This window comes from Alteromonas sp. R7, assembly GCF_055755235.1.
Genome location: NZ_JBVTQX010000008.1, coordinates 118,650 through 141,933, shown reverse-complemented (window position 1 = coordinate 141,933; position 23,284 = coordinate 118,650). Strand labels below are relative to the sequence as shown.

Annotated in this window: 19 protein-coding genes; 7 read left to right on the top strand and 12 right to left on the bottom strand. The window is 40.3% G+C overall.

What is annotated here, in order from left to right; all coding sequences use genetic code 11:
* The first annotated feature begins 43 nt into the window (after positions 1-43).
* Together AC0J2X_RS14305 and AC0J2X_RS14300 are read left to right on the top strand one after the other, a co-directional pair.
* The gene (locus AC0J2X_RS14305) at positions 44-2,521 is read left to right on the top strand and encodes a right-handed parallel beta-helix repeat-containing protein (protein ID WP_472996148.1); all 2,478 of its coding nucleotides are present in this window, start codon (positions 44-46) and stop codon (positions 2,519-2,521) included.
* 222 nt (positions 2,522-2,743) lie between these two features.
* The gene (locus AC0J2X_RS14300) at positions 2,744-3,517 is read left to right on the top strand and encodes a sulfotransferase family 2 domain-containing protein (protein ID WP_334039525.1); all 774 of its coding nucleotides are present in this window, start codon (positions 2,744-2,746) and stop codon (positions 3,515-3,517) included.
* Between the two features lie 301 nt (positions 3,518-3,818).
* On the opposite strand, the gene AC0J2X_RS14295 is transcribed toward AC0J2X_RS14300, so the two are convergent.
* The 9 genes from AC0J2X_RS14295 to AC0J2X_RS14255 form a co-directional block, all read right to left on the bottom strand.
* Positions 3,819-4,475: a hypothetical protein gene (locus tag AC0J2X_RS14295; RefSeq protein WP_334039524.1), complete on the bottom strand. Its 657-nt coding sequence runs from the start codon at positions 4,473-4,475 to the stop codon at positions 3,819-3,821.
* 154 nt (positions 4,476-4,629) lie between these two features.
* Positions 4,630-5,865, bottom strand: a complete 1,236-nt coding sequence (wcaK, locus tag AC0J2X_RS14290; protein ID WP_462555455.1) for a colanic acid biosynthesis pyruvyl transferase WcaK — start codon at positions 5,863-5,865, stop codon at positions 4,630-4,632.
* Between the two features lie 4 nt (positions 5,866-5,869).
* Positions 5,870-7,099: a glycosyltransferase gene (locus AC0J2X_RS14285; protein ID WP_462555453.1), complete on the bottom strand. Its 1,230-nt coding sequence runs from the start codon at positions 7,097-7,099 to the stop codon at positions 5,870-5,872.
* Entirely contained in the window at positions 7,100-8,524 is a 1,425-nt protein-coding gene (locus AC0J2X_RS14280) for an oligosaccharide flippase family protein (RefSeq protein ID WP_334039521.1), read from the bottom strand.
* A gap of 18 nt (positions 8,525-8,542) precedes the next feature.
* Positions 8,543-9,424 carry a glycosyltransferase family 2 protein gene (locus tag AC0J2X_RS14275; protein WP_462555450.1) on the bottom strand — a complete coding sequence of 294 codons (882 nt, stop codon included), beginning with the start codon at positions 9,422-9,424 and terminating at the stop codon, positions 8,543-8,545.
* 55 nt (positions 9,425-9,479) lie between these two features.
* Positions 9,480-10,340: a glycosyltransferase family 2 protein gene (locus AC0J2X_RS14270; RefSeq protein WP_334039519.1), complete on the bottom strand. Its 861-nt coding sequence runs from the start codon at positions 10,338-10,340 to the stop codon at positions 9,480-9,482.
* Between the two features lie 2 nt (positions 10,341-10,342).
* The gene (locus AC0J2X_RS14265) at positions 10,343-11,455 is read right to left on the bottom strand and encodes a glycosyltransferase family 4 protein (RefSeq protein ID WP_334039518.1); all 1,113 of its coding nucleotides are present in this window, start codon (positions 11,453-11,455) and stop codon (positions 10,343-10,345) included.
* A complete protein-coding gene (locus tag AC0J2X_RS14260) occupies positions 11,452-12,783 on the bottom strand; it encodes an O-antigen ligase family protein (protein ID WP_334039517.1) in 1,332 nt (443 codons plus the stop codon). Before AC0J2X_RS14260 ends, AC0J2X_RS14265 begins: the two co-directional genes overlap by 4 nt.
* Positions 12,784-12,785: 2 nt before the next feature.
* A complete protein-coding gene (locus tag AC0J2X_RS14255; protein ID WP_462555447.1) occupies positions 12,786-13,925 on the bottom strand; it encodes a glycosyltransferase in 1,140 nt (379 codons plus the stop codon).
* Between the two features lie 333 nt (positions 13,926-14,258).
* On the opposite strand from AC0J2X_RS14255, the gene AC0J2X_RS14250 reads away from it, so the two are divergent.
* From AC0J2X_RS14250 to AC0J2X_RS14230, 5 genes are all read left to right on the top strand, one after another.
* On the top strand, positions 14,259-14,987 hold the full coding sequence (locus AC0J2X_RS14250; protein ID WP_334039515.1) for a transglutaminase-like cysteine peptidase: 729 nt from the start codon (positions 14,259-14,261) through the stop codon (positions 14,985-14,987).
* A complete protein-coding gene (locus AC0J2X_RS14245) occupies positions 14,987-16,924 on the top strand; it encodes a bifunctional diguanylate cyclase/phosphodiesterase (protein ID WP_462555444.1) in 1,938 nt (645 codons plus the stop codon). Before AC0J2X_RS14250 ends, AC0J2X_RS14245 begins: the two co-directional genes overlap by 1 nt.
* Before the next feature lie 119 nt (positions 16,925-17,043).
* Positions 17,044-17,613, top strand: a complete 570-nt coding sequence (locus AC0J2X_RS14240) for a hypothetical protein (protein ID WP_014949109.1) — start codon at positions 17,044-17,046, stop codon at positions 17,611-17,613.
* A gap of 47 nt (positions 17,614-17,660) precedes the next feature.
* The gene (locus tag AC0J2X_RS14235) at positions 17,661-19,070 is read left to right on the top strand and encodes an O-antigen ligase family protein (protein WP_472996147.1); all 1,410 of its coding nucleotides are present in this window, start codon (positions 17,661-17,663) and stop codon (positions 19,068-19,070) included.
* A 50-nt stretch (positions 19,071-19,120) separates the two neighbouring features.
* Positions 19,121-19,531 carry a hypothetical protein gene (locus AC0J2X_RS14230; protein WP_014976227.1) on the top strand — a complete coding sequence of 137 codons (411 nt, stop codon included), beginning with the start codon at positions 19,121-19,123 and terminating at the stop codon, positions 19,529-19,531.
* A 12-nt stretch (positions 19,532-19,543) separates the two neighbouring features.
* On the opposite strand, the gene AC0J2X_RS14225 is transcribed toward AC0J2X_RS14230, so the two are convergent.
* Genes AC0J2X_RS14225 through AC0J2X_RS14215 form a run of 3 tightly spaced genes read right to left on the bottom strand, consistent with a single transcriptional unit; the run spans position 19,544 to position 23,265 of the window.
* Entirely contained in the window at positions 19,544-20,308 is a 765-nt protein-coding gene (locus AC0J2X_RS14225) for a VpsP family polysaccharide biosynthesis protein (RefSeq protein WP_472996146.1), read from the bottom strand.
* Positions 20,308-21,039, bottom strand: coding sequence for a tyrosine-protein phosphatase (locus tag AC0J2X_RS14220; RefSeq protein WP_039227148.1), 732 nt, complete (start codon positions 21,037-21,039; stop codon positions 20,308-20,310). Before AC0J2X_RS14220 ends, AC0J2X_RS14225 begins: the two co-directional genes overlap by 1 nt.
* A 9-nt stretch (positions 21,040-21,048) precedes the next feature.
* Complete coding sequence (locus tag AC0J2X_RS14215; protein WP_069944101.1) at positions 21,049-23,265, bottom strand: GumC family protein; 2,217 nt, start codon at positions 23,263-23,265, stop codon at positions 21,049-21,051.
* Positions 23,266-23,284: the final 19 nt, after the last annotated feature.

The window sequence follows — 23,284 nt, the reverse complement described above, 5'->3', positions numbered from 1 at the left end:
AGCTGTTTTACTTCTTCAATTTTATCAATAATAGGGACATACGATGAACTTATTTAACGTAAAGTTTCTGCGAATTCGTTCTGTCTTCATAGTCTTAGTGTCTATATGCGTACTATCTTGTTCAAGTGTGCACCAAAACACAGCTCAGCAAAATCATGTAGGTCAGCCAGGTGAGATTTTATACGACTACCTTAGTAAAAATATCAATGACGAAAATGATGTTCGGTCACTCTTAGAGAGTTATGAAGGTCCTGACAAGACAAAATTGTATGTCAAAAAATTTCACTCAGAAATTGCCATCCTCTACGCCCAAGATATTCTCTCTCCTTCTTACAAAATTACGGAAAAGGAGAAGAACGCTCGCTTTTTAAGTATTAACACTGAACAGGCTACCGCGTTATTTGCTCTATATCCCGTTGATACTGCAAAGTGGATGAGAACAATTTCAAAACATTCCACATTAACCCAGAACGAAATTTACGAGTCCGCTATAGCAGCAGGCCTCGACCCTTCTGTAATTTTCGCAGCCTCGGCCTCTGGATTTATAAACACTGCAACACCGTTGATTAACTCTGTCGGGATGGTTATTTACGGGCAGGATGAAGATAGCGTAGCTAGCGTACGCTTTAGAGAAGAAGATGACACACATTGGCGAAAAGGCTTGGATTTATCTTGGGAACCAATTCATGGAGCTTTCGCAGGCAGCATTGTGTACCTCAATGCCGACACAACTTACTTTATCGAAGTCGCCGTAACCGATTCGAATGGAAATGTTGAAGAACATAAGTTTCAAACTAAAACAAAGCCAAATTCCCCCCCTATCGATCCAGATAAAATCTATTATCTATCAGAAATATATTCAGGGGGTCAGCTTGACTTAGAAGCGCTAAATATTCAGGGTGCTGCAAACGGTTATGCCAAAATTATTGGCGATGGTCCAGTGATCGAAGCAGGTAACGACGCGCTTTCTGCAGTAAATATCGGTAACAATTCGTATATCATGCTAGAGAACTTGACGGTAACTGGCGGGGAACGGTACGGCATTTTTGCCAAAAAGGCCCATCATATTTGGATTAAGGGATGCAATGTCTCTGGCTACGGCAGAAGAGCTAACGATATAAGAGATGGGATTGCTTATTCAAGCACTACTAGTAGCTCTCCGATTAACTACGACTCTGGGATTTATTTAGAGCGTAGCGGCATTGCTGTGATTGAAGAATGCGAAGTGCATAGCCCTAATTTGTCCGCGAATAGTTGGCAGCATGGGCACCCAAAAGGTGCAAATGCACTTCAAGTTTGGGCATACCACGATAGTGATTTGTATAGAGGCGAATTCATAGTAAGAAACAACCGGTTTTATGGCTCGCATGAACACAGGTTCAACGACGTAATTGAAGGAAGAATGAATACCGAGCGCCGTGGTGGCTTTGTCAAGAATTCCGCTATTTACGGTAATTATCTTGCTTATGCCAACGATGACGTAATAGAGATAGACGGCGGTCAGCAAAATGTATTGGTTTATAACAACGAGATTGAACAGGGGTATGCAGGTATCAGTATTGCACCGAATACACTTGGACCAAGCTATATTTTTCACAATCACATTCACAATTTGGGCGATGAAACAGGTAAGGAATGGACCGCTATAAAAGCGGGAGGCTTGATTGCCAAGCCCGCAGGAAGAACATTTATTTTTGAGAACGTAATTGATGTTGAACGAAACGGCATCGCTGCATCTCGTGTAAATGGTGACACTACCTTCTGGGTAACCTCTAAAAACAATATTGTTTTCACTCAAGATTCTGGTAATTCAGCAGGGTATTGTATTTTTGACAAAGAAAAATATATAGGAAGTACTAGCATTAATGACCTATGTTTCAACCAAGATACGTTAGACGCCAGATACGAATTCAATTTTGAATATCTTCAAGAGCATGCTTATTCAGATGATATTGAATACATCGAGTCTTTAAAAAGCGTTGCTTCCCCTAAACTATTTATTTCAGATGAATATCAAATCCCAAACTTTTCAGGAACGATTGGACTACAGCTAGTAACTGAAAAACCCGAGGTTACCTGGGAGCTTAATCCAAATGATGCTGTATATGAAGAACTAACAAGTCAATATGAGTACGGTGCAACAATTATCACAGCTGAAAGCGCTATTACTCTCACAGGCAACAATTGGCAGATTTTTCCCATAGATTATGAATTGACAGGCAATTCGATGATAAACCTTGAACTAGCCATAGAAGGAAGCGCAGAGATAATCGGAATTGGATTTGAAACAGATAAAGATGTAGACAGCAACCGAGTAGTTAGATTTGTCGGCAGTCAAAACTGGGGGATAGATGGCACTGACAGCTTTAGCGGTACGAGTAGTCGAGTTTCGTTCCCCATAGGGAAACACATTACAGGCCAAGTAAACTACCTCGTCTTGGTTTTAGACAATGACAAAGTTAAACAGTCCACCAACTCATCACGTGCAATTTTTAAAAGTATCTCAATCACCGAGAATTAGAAAAATAAATGATTAGACTATTATTTTTACAGGGAATAACTTTAGGGTAAAACAAGCTTTTGGGGATAATGAAATCATCATGAAATATATTAGTCATATCCTCTCATATGCTGCTTCATATAGGTTAGATTGACCAAACATCTAAAGTGTATATTTGGGTCTAATTTTTGCTTCTAAATTTTAGAATTAATTTTGAAAATAATCGGCTTTTTAGGGACGAGTGTGAATCAATTTATTAAAAAGAAAGTGACTAATTTGTTGGAAGGTTACCCAAAAGTGTTTTTTTGCCACGTTCCAAAGTGTGGGGGGGTATCTCTATCTGATGCGATATATCAATCTCTTTATCCAAAAGTTTTTAAAGCTTCTCGATTTGTTGGAAGTATAGATTTAAAAGGGAGCAAAATTTGTAGCGAGATATTAGATATCGATATGATGTTAGCAAGAGAAGCCCAACTGATTAATTTTCTGCACTATAAGAATCAAGTGTATGTAACCGGTCATTGTAGAGCTAGACCTGAGGTTACTCAGCAATTTCATAAAAATTGGAACTTCATCACTATTCTGAGAGAACCAAACAAACGCTTTGTTTCTGAATATATTTATAATCGCTTCAAACAGTCTTCATGGGTTAAAAGCGAGAGTGAAATATCTGCATACTTAACGTCTGAAAAAGCGAAGTTATCATGCACTACTTATGCTCGTTTTTTCTCGCATTTTAATGACCCTGAAGAGATTCTGGCGAACAAGGATGAAGCGGCTAGTTCAGCTATAGAAAACTTAAAAAGATTTTCTAGTGTAGGAATCTTAGAAGATTTAGAAAGCTGGAAAACAAAGTTTAATAAAAGTTTTGATACTAGAATTACTATAAGCAGCAAAAATACGACGCCAAATAGCGAAGAGGCAAATAAGATCTATAACGATCCAAACATAATGGAATGTATAGACGAGCTAAATGAGGTAGACCAGATTATTTATGAGGCAGTGAAGAAATGGTAAAAAAGCGCTAGCGTGGATTTACGCTGGCTCCTTTTTATAGACGAAACTTAAAATATCTTCTACAAAAAACTTGAAAGGTTCCTGATTCCTTTTAACCTTCACTTACATTTGATATGAACAAGGCATAAACAACGCTCTTTATGCTACGACACCCTCAACTCTTAGTCGATGTATTTTTGAAGAAACAACTGTAACGTAGAACGTAGTGATCTCAAATAAAAACGCCCGATGATTAGCACCGGGCGTATTCTCTATTTTCGTTATTTATAGGCCATTTGCGCACCTATAATTTTAAAAACGACTATCTTATTTTTCTACGTAGCGCACCGACGATTAACAGAGCTAAACCTGCAAAGCCAAGGTGGCTTGGCGCTGGAACTTCTGTAATCGCTGCAGTTTGGCAAACGAGTACATTGTCACAAATTTCTACGTTAGAAAACGAGGCGAATGAACCTGTTTGATTTTCATCGTTATCAAGGACAAAAATGATTCTGTCAAACGTACCTGTGAAAAAATCGCCAATATTTAATGAATAGTTTACGATTCCGTCACCTACTGAATAATTTCCGAAAGCGTTTAACGGGTTTTCTCTAACTATCTTGTTAAGTTGTGAACCACCGAAAAAAGCAAACGAATCAATTTGTCCGTACGTGTAGGTATCATTATTGTCAAAACCAATACCGTACAATTCAGCATTCAAGCCTGACGCTTCGAATGAAAATTTAAGAATAGAGCTACTTGTGATGGTAACGTTCATTAGAATATCAATCCAACGGTTTCCACCTAGCTCCAAAGTGGCGCCAGAGTTACTCGACAACAATGTACCTGAGCTATTATCCTGACTCGCGTATCCTGAGGCAGAGCCAACTTCATTATCGAAGTTTATAAAAGCAGCGTTTGCGGCACTTGTAAATAAGACGACTGACGCTATCAATGCAGCTTTAAAAAACAATTTCATACAACTACTTCCTTTGATAATTTTGGGATAGAAGCTTCCGCAGCTTTCTACACACCAATCATGCATTAATTGCGCCAACATTATAACTCTTAAATTACAGAGACTTAGAGAGCGCAGTTTCAAAACTGTAAAATATAGTGACAGTTTGTTTATCTTACTTAAACGAAAGACTAATCATATTTCTTGCACGTGACTTTTCATTTTCTACAGCGCAGTGAACCTTTCCACGCACGTTGACCAAGTCTGCCAAACAATTATCCACTTTATTAATAAGTGAACCGTCTACCAATTCCGATAAATGAGTACCAAACGTTGGAAGGCCTAATTGATTCATAATACCCTCAGATTTGTGCTCGTAGTTAAGCGCAAATGCTGGAGTTCCGAAGTTCATAGAAATGATAGCACTGTGCAACCTGGTTCCTATGGTAAGCTGACACTTAGAAAGAAGTGTACCTAACTGTACGTCATTCAACTCATCCAAAACAACTTTGAATTTTTCTGGAAAATCTATTTTCTTCTGTACTCTTAACGCAACCATCCTGTCGTCTTTTTGATAGCCATCAATACCAGTGCAAGTAGAGCACGCGAGTATGTTGAACCCTTTTCTGATTAAGTGGTTACAAATTTCTGCATACTTATCTTCGTAAAGGTCCTGTGATATTCCTAACCTCTTATCAAATGGTTTTAACTCCCTGAGTGTTATGGCTATCGTATTTTCTGATTCTACAAATTCAATAAGTGCAGCGTTCTCAATAGCAACATGATTGCTTCTCACTAACCATGCAGTATCCGCACCTTCATAGTAACTCCTAGGAAGCTCAAACTTTTCTTCTAATAGGTCTTTACTCACTGACTCTCTTAGTGCAAGTACTTTGGCACGATTGAAAACCAATTTTGATACATCACAAAACTCCTTATTCTCAAATGGTCCTACAGAGTGCCCTAATATGAGTAATGGTGTGCCTGAAGCCAGAGTACACAAAGCATGATAGAACTGCCCTACCCCGTAAAGATCTACGAAGAACGACCCTCCAACTTGAATAACATAGTCATACTCTTTAAGAGACTTTATGTAATCCTTAAACTCTTGAGGTAATCTTGTATCTATCTTCGTACTCTCTGCCGAATTGACAAGATGCTTTTTTAACGTTGACTTGTAAATTCGATTCTGTAGCTTTGCTTTCAAGCCACCTTTGAAACGCTGATACTTGTAAATCCAATCGAAAATGAAAGGTTTCCCTAGTAAAAACTCTGAGCTAACTGGAAATCGAGACATCACATCAACGTTCGCACCTGGCTGTTGCTCTTCAACCTCCTCAATTAACCCACGAATGATCGCACCATCACCTCGATTACCGCATGTATGATTACCAATTATGAGAATTTTCATTTTATTAAACCGTTTTTAATTTTAAAATTTCTAGCAAGCGCGTCTGAAGCTTTCGAGCATTGAATTCGTCGTCTACTTTGCAGCGGGCATTCTTTCGAATAATGTTGAGATTTTGATTTTTGCTAATCTCGACAATTTTCCGACTTATAGCCCCACTGTCTTTTTCGGGAACTAAGAAGCCAGACTCGCCATCTGTAATTAATTCAGGAATACCACTGTGAACTGTGGACAGGACGATTACTCCACTTGCCATGGCTTCCATAAGTGACACCGGAATACCTTCCATGTCGCCAGATGAATCACGAACGGATGGAAGCAAAAATAGGTCAGTAGATTTGAGCGAGCTCGCTACTACGCTTGAGGGCTGTGCACCTTTGAATATGACTCTATGTCCGTTTGGATGATTGTTAGCTTTATTGCGAAGCTCAGGAAGTAATACGCCATCACCAATAATTGTATAGCGGCACTCTAAAGGACACATTAATACTGCTTCGATAGCAAAATGTAACCCTTTCTTTTCGGTAGCTCGCGCAACAGAAAGAATTGAAAGAGGGGTGGAAGCAGCTTTTTCATTGTAAGAAAAACGATCAACATCAACGCCCATGTGAACTACTTCTATTCTTGAAGGCGCCACACCTAGACTCACTAGTTTTCTTTTCCAATGTTCACTGATGGGAAGTAATTTACCACCTAATTTACCGTAGAGCTTTTCCCAAATAGCTAGCTGATCGTATCGGCTGATTTCGTAGCCGTGAAATATCGTAAATAAATTGTCACACTCGATGAGTTCTGCTTTAACGAGATAATCAAAAATGACACCATTACTCCCAAAATGGGCAACACAGTTATCGATTTTGATGTCTCTTGACTTTAAAAACCAAACAATACACATCAAGTCTTTTGCTAAAAACTTGTTTCTTCTTATTAGAAAATAGAAAAACAATTTAATAAGCCTAAATCTCTTTGGCGAACACAAGCAATAGAGGAAGCCAAATAGCATATATAAGTAGGAGGTTTTATCGTGTTCAGAGGGCAAAATAGACGTTACATTTACCTGCGCACGAGTTCCAAAAACCTCCGTAGCCACGTCATTATCATTCTTTATGGGGTTCACGGCCAAAACATGAACATCCACTCCCTCTGTCACCAAATCTTTAACTTGATTTAAAACGAATGTTTGAGAAAGAACCGGAAAGCTCCTTACAAAAAAACAAACTTGCTTAGTGCCAGACATTTAAAACCCTTTTATTCGCTGAACAGAACTTTTTACTTCTGAATATTGGAAATATAAAACTAACGCAACAGCAACTGTAAAGGCAGCAACAGAAGTCTCTTGCATGAACCACAAATCAGGTATTAAAGGAACCAAGAATATGTGGAATACCGCGATTGGAATAGAAAAAGCAAGCACAACAATCAACATACTTCTCAACGAATATGAAAATTCAACACCCGTTATGTATTTAACAAAGTAAAAATTAACAATAGGAAATAACGTTACTTGAAATACAACCATTGAAAATACAAGCGCTTCAACACCAAACATAGAAGAAATATATATAACTAGCGCATTGGGGATCATCACGTAAATATTCCACAAAAAGTTACGCTTAGTATGCCCTGTAGATTGGACCAATGGCCCTACAAGATTAGAGGAAGCAACTCTAATAAACCAAAAGCCCGCGAGTAACGAAAGTACCAAACTATATTGAGCGTACGAGTCTCCAAAAAATAGTGTCGCTACTAATTCAGATGCAACAATCACGGGCACGTAAATAAACGCTAAAACAAACAATTGTAAGAAGTAGATATCTTTATAGACTCTCTGAAATTTTTCGTTGTTCTGTTTGACTTCAGCAAACGCAGGTAATGCCACTTTACCTATAATTGGTTGTAGCGCTTGTGCAGGTCTACTGGCTAATTGTTTGATGACGTGATAAACACCCATCTCACTACTTGGTAATGTAATAGCAAGAATCATTACATCGAGTTGCTTTCTAACAATGTTTATCGCTTGAGAACCAAAATCAAAAATGCCGTAGTTGAAAGCCTCTTTAAATATTCCTGTATTAGCAGATAACGAAAGGTTCACAAATTTTCCCAAAAAGAGCATGAAACCCAACAATTTAGCTACTTGATAAATGATAATTGCACCTACTAAGCACAATAGCTCAAGCTCAGGAAATGAAATTGCAAAACTAAATGATAAAAGCTTTGCTGCTACATCAATTTGCGCAATGCTTTGATGCTTAAAGTGCTTCATACCGACAGCTTGATATTGTGACGATAGCGATGAGACTACAAGAAGCAAAGTTGCCAGTCGAAGCTCTTGTATTATAGCTTCGTAACCAAGAGCACTAGCTATATAAGGTGTAAGCAGATATAGAAGAACACTAAAAATTGCGCCAATTATTAAAGCAAGATAATAAATCGCATTACTCGTTTGTTGGTCCGCATCTCGCTTAAAAATAAGAAAATTAGAGATGCCGCCAAGCGCAAACGCAACAAAAACTTCAATCACCATATTAACTACGGCGAATTGTCCAAAAACTGAGGGCGCTAATATCCTCACGAGAAACGCAAGTTGTACCATCGTCAATACGAGATTGACCAACGTTGCAAGTGTTGTCCATGAAGTAGCGCTTACTAATCTGCTCAACGTAAATAATTCCTTCTATTAGCTTCTAGCACTTTGTTTTCCACCAGCGAGCTTTAAGATTTCAGAAAGTGAAACGAAAAAGATTGACGTTATAACCCCAAATACCGAAATTCTTTCCTTAAACGATGCATTGCTGGTGAAGAAGACTATGAGGGTTCGCTTTACGTAAAGTTTGATGGCATCCCAAGTGAGCTTAATTGATTTAAATTTTTGTTCTGTCTTATCCCAAGCTCCACCGATAACACGCCTTCTTTTCTTTAGTATTTCAGATTTATTTCTAGCTGGGTGCTTTACGAGAGCTTCACTACAAAATACAACTCTTAAGCCTGATTGAGTGAGGCGTTTGGCCATGTCGTGATCGCCGCCAGATTTAACTTTCGCGTTAAAGCCTCCCAAATGTAAAAGATCTTCTCTTTTGGAAAGCCAGTTTGCCGTTATGCAAACTCCTTTCTTGGCATAGGCCTCTTGGTCCATAGAGAAAAAGTTCTCGTACGCTATCGATGCTTCATCAACTTCTTCATCCTCATCTTTAAAAAAGTGAATATCGCCAGCTATGACACCAAAATCTTTTTGTTTTTCTGCGCAATTAACCAATTCTTCTAACCATTTTTCGTCTGGGACGCAATCTGCATCAGTAAATGCAACATAGCCCCCTTTGGCTATTGACAAGCCTTTGTTTCTAGCAGCATAAGAACCAGGCGCAAATTCCTGTATCGCCGTGATCCCGTCAATTTCTGAAACGACCTTGAAAGTGTCATCATTAGAGCCATTATCAACGATAATTATTTCGAAAGTGTCTTTAGCAAAATGCTGCGCTTTCAGCGCGTTTACACACTTAACAATTCTTCGAGCGTCGTTCCAAACAGGAACTATCACTGAAACTTTAATTTTTGAAGTCATAAGAACCACGTAGAAAACTGAGATTTACATTCAAATAGACGGAACTATTGCAACGCTAAATAGACATTGGCTTGTTAAGTACTTTACGCTTGACGGCATTATAGAAAAAAACAATTGTTGCCTTAAAACCAGCAACCTTTAGTGATTTAAAAACCCAAGACAGTTTTTTGTTTTTATGCTTTAGAGAAAACAATATTTGATCACTTACGCGTTTATTAAACCAATAGTCGCCCAGAAAATCTTTGTGTTTATAGGCTGACCCAAGTCTTTTATCTATGTCAGCAGGCTTCATTTTTCTGACTTTTGCGCCAATTCCGTCTTCATTTTGAAATCTATAAAGGAAAAGCGGTTTGGGAATATTTACAAATGTGATGTTTTGTTGAAAAAGTCGAACATACATGTCCCAGTCTTGACCGTTATTTAGCGACTCATCAAACGTATTTTTAAGTAGAAGCTGTCGTTTAGCGCTAAACCCACTCATTCCACAGTAAGTGTTTCCTCTTAACAATGAAGGCTTGCTCACGAGAATATCCTTATTGACAACAATAACGTCTTCTTTCCCCAATTGCTTGAAGCCGGTCACGACCGCTTCTGCCCCACTCTGATAAACTTCTTGCAAAGTCTTCAGGTACTCTGGCAACCAGACGTCGTCATCATCGAGAAACGCAACAATATCACCCGTAGCATACTCGACACCTAAATTTCTGGCTTTATTTGCTCCACATGAAATATTTTGTCGATAGTATTTAGCTGCTGTTGAATCAACTATAGGCATCGCGCTTTTATAAGAAACACTTGAATTATCATCGATAATGATCACCTCGTGTGGTGAGCAGTACTGATTTTTAATGCCCTCCAAGGCTTCTATTAAAAACTCTGGGCGATTAAAAGTGGTTATGACTACTGATATTTTCATACTCATGCTTTTTCATCCCCGGAGTCTGTTCCCTTCATTAATGTTAACGTTTTTTCTGCTATTCGATCCCAGTTAAACTCATGTAAAAACGCTTCTTGATTGAGATTCAAATTTAGATTCTCTAAATCCGTGAGTTTTTTTGATAACGCGGAAGTATCGCCAACAGTGAAATAACTGTCCTGAGCGGCAACTATATCCTTATTTGGCAAAATATCGCTTAAAAGAACAGGGGTTCCTGCACTTATAGCTTCCAACGCTACTATTGGCAGTCCCTCGTGGTATGAGGGTAGAACGAATACTCTCGCATGCTTGTATAAAGCCTTAAGTTCATCGCCAGATCGACGGCCTGCAAACAAAATGTTTTCACTGGCCTGTTGTACAAGGGAGGAGGCGTATTCATCTTGATGATCTGCTTTACCAACAATAACGAGTTTAAGTTCGCTATCAGAAGCTTTGTAAGCGGCTATAAGGTCATGAAAGCCTTTTTCTGGAACTAGCCTCCCTACTGTCAAAATGTAGTTTTGTGATGATATGTTGAGTTCTTTTGGAAGTGCACTCGCAGAAATTGAGCCAGTGAATGATGGCAACATTCCGTTAGGCACATAGTTAATTTTTTCAGAATGCTTCGGAAACTGCTCTTTTAATCGTTGTGTTAATGTTTTACCCACTACAAAAATTTTGTTTGCGAAAAGAACTCCCATTTTTTCGCCAGTTCTAAGCATAAACTTCGCAAGCCCATTCCATTTCTGTCTGTCATAGTCGGCGCCGTGATGTGTAACGACCACTTTCATCCCAAGCAGTCTCGCTAAGGGTGTGAATAACGCAGGTCCAATAGCATGAAGGTGAACAACATCTGGATTAACAAATATTCTTGCGTACAAAATCGCTAAAAACGTGTGCATGAACGTTTCTAAAAACTTGTGCTTCAGTGTCCAAACACTTCTTACATCAACTCCTTCAAAGTTGTACTGCTTTTGGCTAACGTAGGGGGAGCGCGCAATAACTGTTACAGAAACATCGCTTTTCGTTATCCGCGGGTACAACTGCTGACAATGAGACTCAATGCCTCCCATAACATCTGGTATTCCCCGTAACCCTATCGCGCATATCTTCATATTACCTTACGAACCTCATGATTTAAGTTTCTGTCACGTTTATTAGCGTGTATCGACCTTTTAGTCGTCGCTAGTGCGAAAACGACACTAATCAAAATAGCGAAGAAGATTAGCCCCTCAATGTTCCACAGCGGCATGGTTGCCATATTCATTATGAAAAAACCAATAACAGAGAAAGCTACTATCTTAGATAAGCCCCTGTTGGCGATATTAAACGCTTGCTGTAAGCAAAAAGCGCACATAAATATAAACGCGGAAAAGCCGATAACACCATATTCATAAAGGTTTGAAACGTATGTGTTATGTGCATATTTTGCAAAGACGCCCTTCCAAGAGTCGGGACCAAAACCGATCAATTGATTAAGCGCTCCAGCGTTATTGTAAGCATCGATGTACTGACTCCAAATGAAGACTCGAGCGGACATGATGTCTTTTTCTGCCTCACTGAAATAGATAGGCGATTTAAAAATGATATCTAAGTTGCTTATTAGAAGACCAACGTCTGAAAACCTTTCTCGCATAGTGAAAGAAAGCACCATGAATGCCAAAACAATAGCCATAGTTACAATGCTCAGCACAGGAACCTTTTGCGAGGGCTTTAAACGCTGCTCAACCAGTGTGAAATAGAAAACTGCGGCTATCGGCAATATCGTGAGTACTGAGGTTCGATAGTTTACTGAGATGAGAAGAATTACAGATAAAGAGAACAAGCTAGTTCTAAAACGAATTGAGTTCGGTTTCGTCAGCCCAATCACAAATATAAAGCTTACTATAATCATTGAGAAAGCCGCTTCGTGATTATAGCCCCCTATGAAACTGGTAGAGCCGTCAGCTTCAGCTGCTTTTGCATGACCAAGCAAAATAGATAAAATTTGTAATGTTACGGGCATGAAAAATGGTACTAAAAGCTTCCTAAAGGTTTCGTTCTGACCTTGCATTCGAATAGAAAGGAATAGCGCTCCAGTCAAAACTAAGAAATAACACCATTTAACCAGTACGTTTATGGCGCCTGGAATCTGCATATTTACAAACCCACTTACTGCAATTGCAATAAAGAACAAGTAAAAAGGAAACAATTTCCTTAAAGTAAAAACAGCAAACGGCAGGAAGAAAAGCCCTAACCCAGCAACAGAAATACTGGAAAGTGCATTAATAGAAAAACCTGCGATAAGAGAAGGATACGTAATCGTATGAAATGCTGCCAAGAAAAACCTTAGCCATATTGCGCAAATCGCAAACGCTAGGTATTTATTACAATTGCCAGTGACAGTACGATACACCAGAATGAAACTGATCAGGCCAACGACAACTTTTAACCCTTCGAACATGCTTATTTACAAACCTTATCTATTATTGCAACCACCTTCTCCTGGAAGGCTTGGTAAGAGAATTGCTGTGCACAGCTTCTACTTTTGGCTGCATAGGAAGTGCGAACGCTGTCGTTTTCGAGCAGTTTTAAAGCGCCGCAAACACCCTGAACGTTATTGAGTTCACATAGAATACCGTTTTTCTCTTCGCTAGCACCAGATACGTGATAAGGATATTTCTCAGCAAGAATTTCAGCGGGACCTGATTCACAGTTAGTAGCGACTACGGCTTTCCCTAAGCACATTGCTTCAACGATGGCATTGGGAAAACCCTCTGCATTTGATGTGCTAACAAAAAATTCGGCGCTGCTTACATAAGGGTATGGGTTAGATTTAAACCCCAAGAAATGAACTTTGTCACCTACCCCCTGCTCTATTGCGAGGTTTTTCAGTTTAAGCTCTTCATCACCTACTCCCAGAATAACAAGGTTTTCTGAGATATTTGCTTTAGCGTAAGCGTTGATTAAAAGTGAAAAATTCTTGTTCTTTACTAATCGCCCTACACCAATAATGTAAGGTTTAGCAGGGAGGTCTAATACACTCTCCTCGGCCTGTTCCTTCAATTGTTCAATATCGTAGGGGTTATATAACACAGTTACTTTGTCTTTCGGCACTGCATAATTTTGGATTAAATCGGCTTTTACACCTTCAGAAACAGCCACTACGCTATCGGCTTTATTATATAGCAATCTAACAAGTAATCGGCTCACCTTATCCTTTAAGCCACCTGACAGATGGCTGGTAGTATTAACCCTTTCACTAATAATTGATTTGAACCCTAAACGCTTAGAAAGCGCGACGTTTAGAAAATTACTTCGCGTTAAGAAACTGAATACATACTCAGGACCAATCTTTTCCAAAACAGGCTTTAGCTGTCGATAACCCTCGACTAGGCTCCCCTGAGAGTCCAGTACAGTTTTATCGACGAACGCCGGGCATTGATGAGATTCAGGGAGATCATCCAAAAGAATAAGATGGACGGGAATCGTTTTTTCTTCGAAATAAGATCCCATTATGGTTAATAGTTTAACCATAACTCGTTCAGCGCCGCCGCCTTCAAGTGAATTTATGATAAACACCGCTGGACGCGCTGAGTACTTCATGAAAGTTCCTTTTCGTTGTAATAAAACTACAAGCAGTTCTAATGATATCAGGTGTTATTGATATTCGTACATGGTTTCCGCCCTTCAATGCTAAATGATGGCAAGTGCTTATCGAAGCTTTCGAGGGCGGTACATGATTTGCCTAGCTTATAAGAAACACGAATTATGCCAATTATGATCACTTTTGAGTAAAAGATAATTCAATTAAGCAAAAACCTTTCAAGTTATCACCAAGTTTGCCATCATATCGCAATCACAGGTGAGACAGCGTACAACGTTGTAGTGAAACATTTTTTACATTCGCCTTAATCTATTGCATAAAGTATCCACGGCTTGCACCAAAAAGAACGCTACGTCACGCGAACACAGAACACAGTCAAACTCCGCAGTTTAATTACTGCTTTTCGCGCTGGCGTTATTATGATGTCTTGCGTATTTGTCGTCGCGTCCGGTATTGCTCAACAAAAAACGGTCTTTACCGAGCAGGTTTATAAGCGGATTAATGACGTATATGGCAGTAACGCTGCCGAAGATGTTGCTGATTGGCGACAACTGATCGATGAATTACAACAAGAGGCGATTGATGAAAAACTCTATTCTATCAACCGCTTCTTTAACCGTTTCGATTTTGTTGACGATCTTGTTCACTGGAACGAAAAGGACTACTGGGCCACCCCGATAGAGTTTATTGCCACTGGCGCAGGCGACTGCGAAGACTACACCATTGCGAAATATTTCTCACTCATTGAGCTAGGTGTACCAGAAAGTCAATTAAGGCTTATGTATGTAACGGCATTAGAATTACGTCAACCTCACATGGTGCTAGCTTATTATGAAACGCCTACCTCAGTACCTTTAGTTTTAGACAATATTAATCGGCGAATTTTACCGGCGAATAAGCGCAGAGACTTATCCCCTATTTACAGTTTTAATGGTAATGGATTGTGGGCTGCGAAAGCGATGGGAACAGGCCGCAAGTTGAGAGGTAGTGGCCCAATGAAAATGTGGGACGACATGGTAGAGCGACTAGACCGCGTAATGTACGGAGATAAAGAAAAATAATGAGACTATCTACCCAATTAAGTACGAGCTTAGCCATTTTTTTGGTTTTAGTATTTGCTGGCTCTTTCATTATAAATGTAAAGCTAACTCGAGAATATGTAAACGAACAACTAGCGACTCACGCTCAAGATACAGCAACGTCTTTAGGCCTTTCCATCACGCCTTACATTGGCGAACCCAACGGAATAATTGTTGCGGAGACTATGGTAAATGCCATTTTTGACAGGGGTTTCTATCAGTATATTACGGTCTCTGACATGGAAGGTAATTTACTGATTGAGCGTAAAAACCCAAATACTCAAGATTCAGTGCCTGCGTGGTTCACTAATTTAGTAGAAGTCACACCACCCGTTCAACGAACTGAATTAAACGACGGCTGGACCCTGGCCGGAGAGCTAACAGTCCAAAGCCACCCAGGGCTTGCAAATGAAACGCTTTATGAAAGTGTCAAACAAAGTGCCTTTATGTTTTTTGCCGCGTTCGTTGTAGCCTACATCGCGTTGCTTTTCATAATTACCGCTATTACAAAACCGCTTAGAATTGTGGTTCACAAGATTAATGACATTCAAAACCAAAAGTTTTCTCAAATAAACTATAAGCCATTTACCCAAGAGCTTACATTTATCACTCAAGCAGTGAATAAGCTGTCTTCATCTGTAGAAGGGATGTTTAAAGAACTTTCCCAAAAAGCAGAACACTTCAAGGCGCAAGCGTACGAAGACAGCCTTACGGGCGTTCAAAACAGAAGTGCCTTCACTCGTCACATGAACGCTTTATTAAGTTCGACAGCCCATTCAGATGAAGGTTATTTAGTTATAATACGATTAGCGCACCTCAACGCTATTAATACTTCTCTCGGAGCCCAAGAGGGCGACAATTACGTTACTTCAGTTGCCAACATTCTTAAGCAGTTCTCCAGAGAGTCGGCTGAGACTACACACTTATTCAGGCTATCAGGCGCCGACTTTGCACTAGTCACTGAAGCCATATCAAAGAGAGAATGTTCAAATAAAATCGAAGATTTAAGTGAAACTCTCGTACATTGCAATCCTCTCAAAGACGGAATTCGTTCGGTGTGGATGGGCGTGGCGCAATTTAGCGATAAGCAGTCTTTTTCCGAAATTATGGAAAATGCTGACAGCGCGCTTATGGCTGCAACTAAACAAGCTAATGGATGGCAATTTGCTTCAGAACTCTCTCATATACACAGTAATACTGCATGGAGAGAGAGGCTTAATGTGATATTGGAGCAACAGTACGCTGACATGCTGATACAACCTGTCATGAGTATTGCAGAAAACACTCCCTCATATTTTGAGGCTTTCGCACGCTTCAAAGACAAAGAAAGCGGCAGTGTTATACCAATGTCGCAGTTAATCCCCGCTTCAGAACGATTGAACCTTATTCCAGAGGTCGATAAGTTGGTAGCAACCCTCGTTTTTAAAAAGCTTTCTCAGGCAAAATGTGATGTGGCCATTAATATTGCAAATGCATCTCTAGCTAATTCCCATTTCAGAACCTGGCTAGTTGCACAATTGAACCAAAACACGGCACTTTGCACTAAGTTGGTGTTCGAATTCGAAGACTCAGCACTCATTCACCATAAAGATGACACCATATCTTTTTGCAAGACTCTAATGACATTAGGCTGCCGCGTAACAATTGAGCACTTTGGAGAAAATCTTGCATCACTTGCAGGATTGAGGGCTATTCAGCCTCATTTTGTAAAAATTTCCGGCAAGCTTACGAAAGATATTCACACAGATAAAGATAATCAGTTGTTTGTAAGTAGCTTGTTGAGCATAGCTCGAGGATTAAATATCAACGTAATTGCTGAGCTTGTTGAGAATGAAGCAGAGTCAGTGGCATTAACTCAACTCGACGTTGCTTATCAGCAAGGTTTTTATTTCGCAAAGCCTACGCTTTGGCAAAATTAAGTTACTTAGCCGAAAAGTCGTATAACAAAGTGAAGACCTAGCACGCTTATTTGTTATACAATGATTACTAATGGTGTTAGCAAGACGCTGACCCGACGTTTTATTTAAAAGGATAAGCTATGCGTAGCAACGTTATTTTATCTCTACTTTTGATTGCACTGGTTGTGCTAACGCCTGTTTCTTCAGCGCAAGAAAATAGCGCACCGGGCACTCAAGTAAGAACGTTACTTGTTAATGAACTTGATAACGGAGCGAATATACAAGACGCCGCAAATCAAGTTAGTCAGACTGTAATCAATGAAGGTCTTTACTTCGATGCTGCAGGCACTGCGTATTTATCTGACAACCAAGATTCATTTGAATCTGTAGTAAGTTTACTTAACGAAAATGCCACAGGGTTCGAATTAGCCATCGCTGGATTTACACAATTTCCAGATCAAGCATCTCAAATCATAACGATTACTGTTTTAATGTTTCCTGAGAGTGCAAGCGAGATCTACAATATCGCTCTTCAAATGCAGGTAATTAGTGAAGACGATGCACTGCTAGCAGTTATTAATGCTGGTGTAGATCCAAGCACATTAACAGCTACTGCAGCAGGTGGAACGGGCAATACGTTTTCTCCGCTTGGTGTCGGTACTGGGGCAGCGGGTGCAGGTGGTGGTGATACAACAATTTCTGCCAACTAACCAAAACGTAACTGCTTAAACTTTAACTATTTTTGTTGTAGTTGTTTATGGTTAATGTTCTGAAAACCGAAAAGTTTCTTTTCGGTTTTCTTTTATTCACTTTGTTCTGGCTTCCTCTGTCGTTGGGCGCAAACCGCCCGTGGGCGTGGGCGCTGATGCAAATGTCGCTGTTTTCAATTGGCGGCACCTTGGTTCTGCTAAACACTTCTCTACTTCATCAACTCTACACAAAGTATCGAACATTCATTATTCTTTGGGTTATTTTTCTTGCTTGGCAGCTTATCAATATTGTTCCTCTACCCTTTGCGCTGGTCGAGGCTATAAGACCTGAACGTGTAAGCTACCTCTTAAGTGAGCAATGGGGTAACCAAGAGAACGTTACTTCAAAGTGGCTATCTTTGAGTTTTGATGTAGGTCAGAGCGACGTAACTTTCTTCAAATCTCTTGCCTATTGTTTTCTATTTTTCATCGCATTAACCCTTGTCAATTCAGCTAAGCGTTTGCGATACATCCTTATAGTCATTAGCGCAGCTGGCATATTTCAAGCTATCTACGGCGCACTAGAAGTACTTTCAGGTATTAAGTACAGCCTGGTGTTCAAACAGCCGGTTTCGCACATCGCGACTGGCAGCTATATTTACAAGAATCATTACGCAAATTTTCTAATGCTCTGTTTGAGTGCCGCAATCGGGTATTTAATAGCGAGTTTGCATCAAGACAACACCACCAGTAAACGAGAAAGGCTGCGAAGGCTGGTGAAGTTTTGGCTAAGTAACAAAGTACTATTTAGAATAGGCATAATTATAATGGTGATTGCGTTAGTCATGTCCCGTTCTCGAATGGGTAATAGCGCTTTTTTTATAGCCATGACAATTACAGCCACGCTCGGCTTGATTTACTTTAAGCCCCGTCAAAAAAGCTATATCACTTTGTTTATCAGCATGCTGATTATCGATATTTTGTTAGTCAGTAGTCTTTTTGGCCTCAAGCAAGTGCAACAGCGCTTAGAGCAAACGAACTTCGCACAAGAAAGCAGAGATGAAGTAATTACAGACGCACTCCCCCTATTAGGTGAATACGGACTAATAGGTACCGGAGGTGGAACTTTTTACACCGTTTACCCTCAATTTCAGAGTGAAAGTATTCAGCACTTTTACGATCACGCACACAACGAATATCTTCAATTTAGCATTGAGTTTGGTGTCGTAGGTGCCTTTGTTCTTGCTCTGCTAGTGCTGTTGTGTACTAAAAATGCTCTTAGCGCCGTTCGAAATAGACGCCACCCTTTACCCAGAGGCACCGCTTTTGCAAGTATTATGGCAACTATCGGCATGGCTTTGCACAGCAGTGTGGATTTCCCTCTACAAGCACCAGCAAATACGGCTATATTTATTGTTCTTTTAGCATTAGGAGCGCTAAGCAGAGATATTTCTATGGGAAGGCAATCACATAGATAAACTGCTTAACTCAATTTTTTCTCGATCGTTTTATCGTAAAAGGACGCAGTGTGGTTTTAAAAATTAAACGCCCCGTTAGAGAAGAGCCTAACGTTCAACACATGCTTGAGCGTATGCCGAAAAAAGTAGCTGACTCATTCTCTGATGAACAATTATCTCATTTAAATACTGCGCTTGCGGGAAGACGTTGGGGTAATCATAAAGTGGATGTTAGGGGCACCATTAGCCTCCTACGCAGCCGCTATTATTTCGTACTGTTAGCTGGAACAGATAAACGAGATTTATCCAGAACTGAAAGTAGAATTGGCAGAATTGCTATGGCAGCAACTGTTGCGCTTTTTTTCTGCGTATCGTTAATACTTGGTTTGGTACTTCTTTATATCCTCAAAAGTTGGTTAGGAATAAACCTTTTCGAAGGATTTTCACTGGGGCTTTGGGACTGGTTGAAAGGAAAAAGTTAATTTCGGTCGTTTTTAGTCGTATGTCACGCAATTAGGTATACGCTTTTTGACAGGGTAACTCGAAGTATTCAACCAACGACACACTACTTCCTCTGCGCTATGCTTTTGGATAGCTTCTAAAACAAAGTTTCTGCTAAGTGGATTTTGAATCCCTAAATCTAAATGGCGCTTTAATAGATCTTTCACTTTTACGTAATGCACTGAGCGTGCGGCAAACATGTCTAAGCCATATTCTACGATAAATTTGTGCACTATGGCATCTTGTGCTCCCACATCAACGGCACGCGTTACATAATCATAGAATGCACTATCTAATTCTCTCTGTTTCCACTTAACTGACGCTAGCCCTATCCAACTGCCGCTCCAATTCGGTCTTAGCTCTAGACTCTTTTCGTAGGCGGTAAAGGCTTGGTATAAATTCCTCGTCGAATCAAAAGCTGCTGTTTGAGTGTCGCTCGACACGCCGGCGTCACCCACACTATATGCTTTCCATTCAAATAATTGCCCTTGTACTTGATAGTAGAGTGCGTTTTTCGGGAAATAACTAAGCGCTGTTTCTATTTTATTTAGAGCTTGCTCTATCTTCTCTGTGGTCGCACGCTCAGGCCTTTGCTGCCACATATCAATGTTATTCTTTACGCTATAGTACGCATTACCCGCAATAAAAAGCTGCACACTCCACACTAAACTCCATAACGCCAAAAGCGCTAAGATCCATTTAAGCGCTGTACTAAAAATTTGTTGGTTGTGAAAGCTAGCGAGATTAAACGCCTTCATTAAACACCTTGCCTAAGTGCTTTACCTATAATTTCACCAGGCTTGTTAATGAAAACGTCTTGAGCGAAGACCCTATCGAAGGCGGCGACAACGTCAAACGCATCTCTCATGTCATTAGGCCGTCGTACTAAATCATGGGTATCAGAGGCAACGACATGAAATGCTTTTCGCTGCATTAAACTTAGTGCAAATTGTGCTACGTTGTCTCCAAATCGCCCCGTCAAAGCGCCAGCGGTAACTTGAAACAAACACCCTTGTCGCTGAAGCCAGCTAAATTTAGTTGGCTCTGCTAACAACTCCCGATTTCGTTCTGGATGCGCTATAAGAGGTTGAACGTTATTTCTTAATAACCATTTAACTAGGGTCTCAAGCCCCTGGGGAACATGGCTATGAGGCATTTCAAGCAGAAGTATTTTTTTATCGCTTAATTCACCGATGAATGGTAGCTCCCCTTGTTTGAACCAAACGGGAATAAGCTCATTCACTCTCACTTCAGCTGCATAAGAAAGTGTTAGGGGAATCGCCGCTGTTTTGACAGCTTTCACAAACTCGTCAAATACAGGCTTTATTGTACTATGAGAATTGTCGAAGTAGCCTTTATGGATATGTGGCGTGCAAACCATATGACTTACGCCACAGTCAACAGCTTGCTGTGCCATTTCTAAGGCGATATCTAAAGACCTGGCACCGTCGTCGATGCCAGGCAATATATGGCTATGTATATCTATCAATAATTACTGTTAGCTGTCTTTATGACTCGTATAACCGTATTGGTCGTAGAATCCAGCATACCTTTGTGCTGCACCAGATTTACGTAAGTCTACTTGATTTAGCACTACCCCATCAAGACGATGACCAACTTGAAGGAATCGAGACAAACCATTATTTATTAACTTCTCACTGGTACTGTCTGCACGAACTACGTATATTACAGAATCACATGAGTTTGCAATAACCATAGAGTCACTAACAGCTTGAGTTGGTGCAGTATCAACAACAACGTATTTGTACTGGGTCTTGAGCTGGGCGATAAGTTCGCCGAAGCCTTTGTCAGCTAGCAATTCTTGTGGATTTGATGGGATAGTTCCTGCGGATAATATATCTATCTTAGATTCTTCATCCTGCACTAAGCATTCATCAAAAGTATGTGATTTTAAGATTAAGTTCGCAACACCGGGCTGGTAATTTGGAATGCCAAATTGCTTGCCAACGCTAGGACGACGTAAGTCGGCATCAATCAGTATGGTCTTATCCAGCTGCCCCAAGGCAAACGCTAAATTAATCGAAACGGTAGTTTTACCTTCTTTAGGCACGCTCGATGTAATCATTATGGCCTGCTGCTCTTTATCTAAATTCAATAATGATAGGCTAGTTCGCAGGGTACGAACCGACTCTGCAAATTGATGCTTTTTACCATCAAAGAACGAACGAATTGGTAAGTCAGTCTTCTTCTTGTGTGGAAGCCATGGGATAAGACCCAACATACGCTGTCCAAGTTTACGCTCAACATCTTCAACCGAACGAATACCGCTGTTGAGGGTCTCCATGGCAATGGCCAAGAAAACGCCAAAGCCCATACTAAAAACAAAAGCGGCACCTATTAACAGCTTTTTGTTAGGTTCTGAAGGCGTATATTTGGGTAACGCCGCGTCGAGTACTCGAGCATTTGCTGACTCAAAGCCGCCCAGCTCATCAGTTTCCTTCAAACGAGTAAAGAAAGAGTTGTAAAGCTGCTGATTAATATCAACTTCACGTTGCAGAGCTCGCCGCTGGTTGTCTAACGCTGACAGTGAACGGAACTCAGCTTTCGCTTGCGCGACTTCTTGCTCTAGCTGTACAACGCGGTCTTCCGACACTTCGTATTGCGTTGTAATACTCGTTATCAAATCTCTAATCTGACTACTCAGTGTTTCCCGAATAGAAGAGAGCTCTGCATTCGCAGCAATCATTCTAGGGTGTTTAGGGCCATAAACTTTACTCAGTTCGCTCACGCGCGTCATCGCCTTTGCTTCGTCACGTCGAACATCTCTGATGGTTGGGTGATTCAGTACTTCAGGAAGACGCGCTATGTCTTCTAACGATACATCGTTGCGCGTTTGTCTATAGATAACAGCATTCAGCTTAAGTGCGGTTTGCGCATCGAGTAATTGCTTGCTCAGCTGCTCTAGCTCATCGGCCGCTAAGCCTACTACACCATCTATATTAACAACTTGATTTTGTTCATAAAACTTAGCAAGATTGCGTTCAGCCACAGTAAGCTTTTGCTTGAGGCCTTCTAAGCTATCTGTAAGAAAAGACGTTGCTTTTGCAGTCATATCAAGCTTAGCCTGCAGATAGTTTTCAATGTATACGTCTGCAACTGCGTTAGCTAGTTCCGCTGAAAGTGTAGGTGATTCAGTAGTAATGGTTATTCTCATTACTTGCGTATTGTCGACCATTTCAACGGTAAGTGCGCTCATTAAGAGTGAAGTAGCTTTGCGCTTTTTAGCCGCTAAAATTTGCTCTTCAGTTAAATCTTTAGGCTCTTCCTGCGGAAGAAACGGTAAAGCTTCGACTATCCTAGCTTTTAGTTCATCGAATAGACTAGGGCCCTCATCAACTGGCATAAACTCTTCGTTATTATAAAGCGATAAGCTTTCAACCGTGCGTTCTGCAATTTGACGGGATTGCAGTATTTCAAATTGCGTTTGCATATAGTCCTTTCGCTTTGTATCAAGACCATATACTTCTTCTATTGAAACAACATTCGCCTTTTCTGCCTCTACCAAAATAGTTGTAGTAGAAGTGAACATGGGCGTCATACGCATGACTAACAATGCAACTAAGATCGTAAATGCAATTGCTAATGATACAATTCGAAATGCGTAACGCTTAATAATTCCCAAATAATGAGCAATGTCGATGGTCTCATTTTCAAACACACCAGCATTGAACTCTTCCCTGCCATTTACTGCCATTTTATTTCCTGCACGCTAC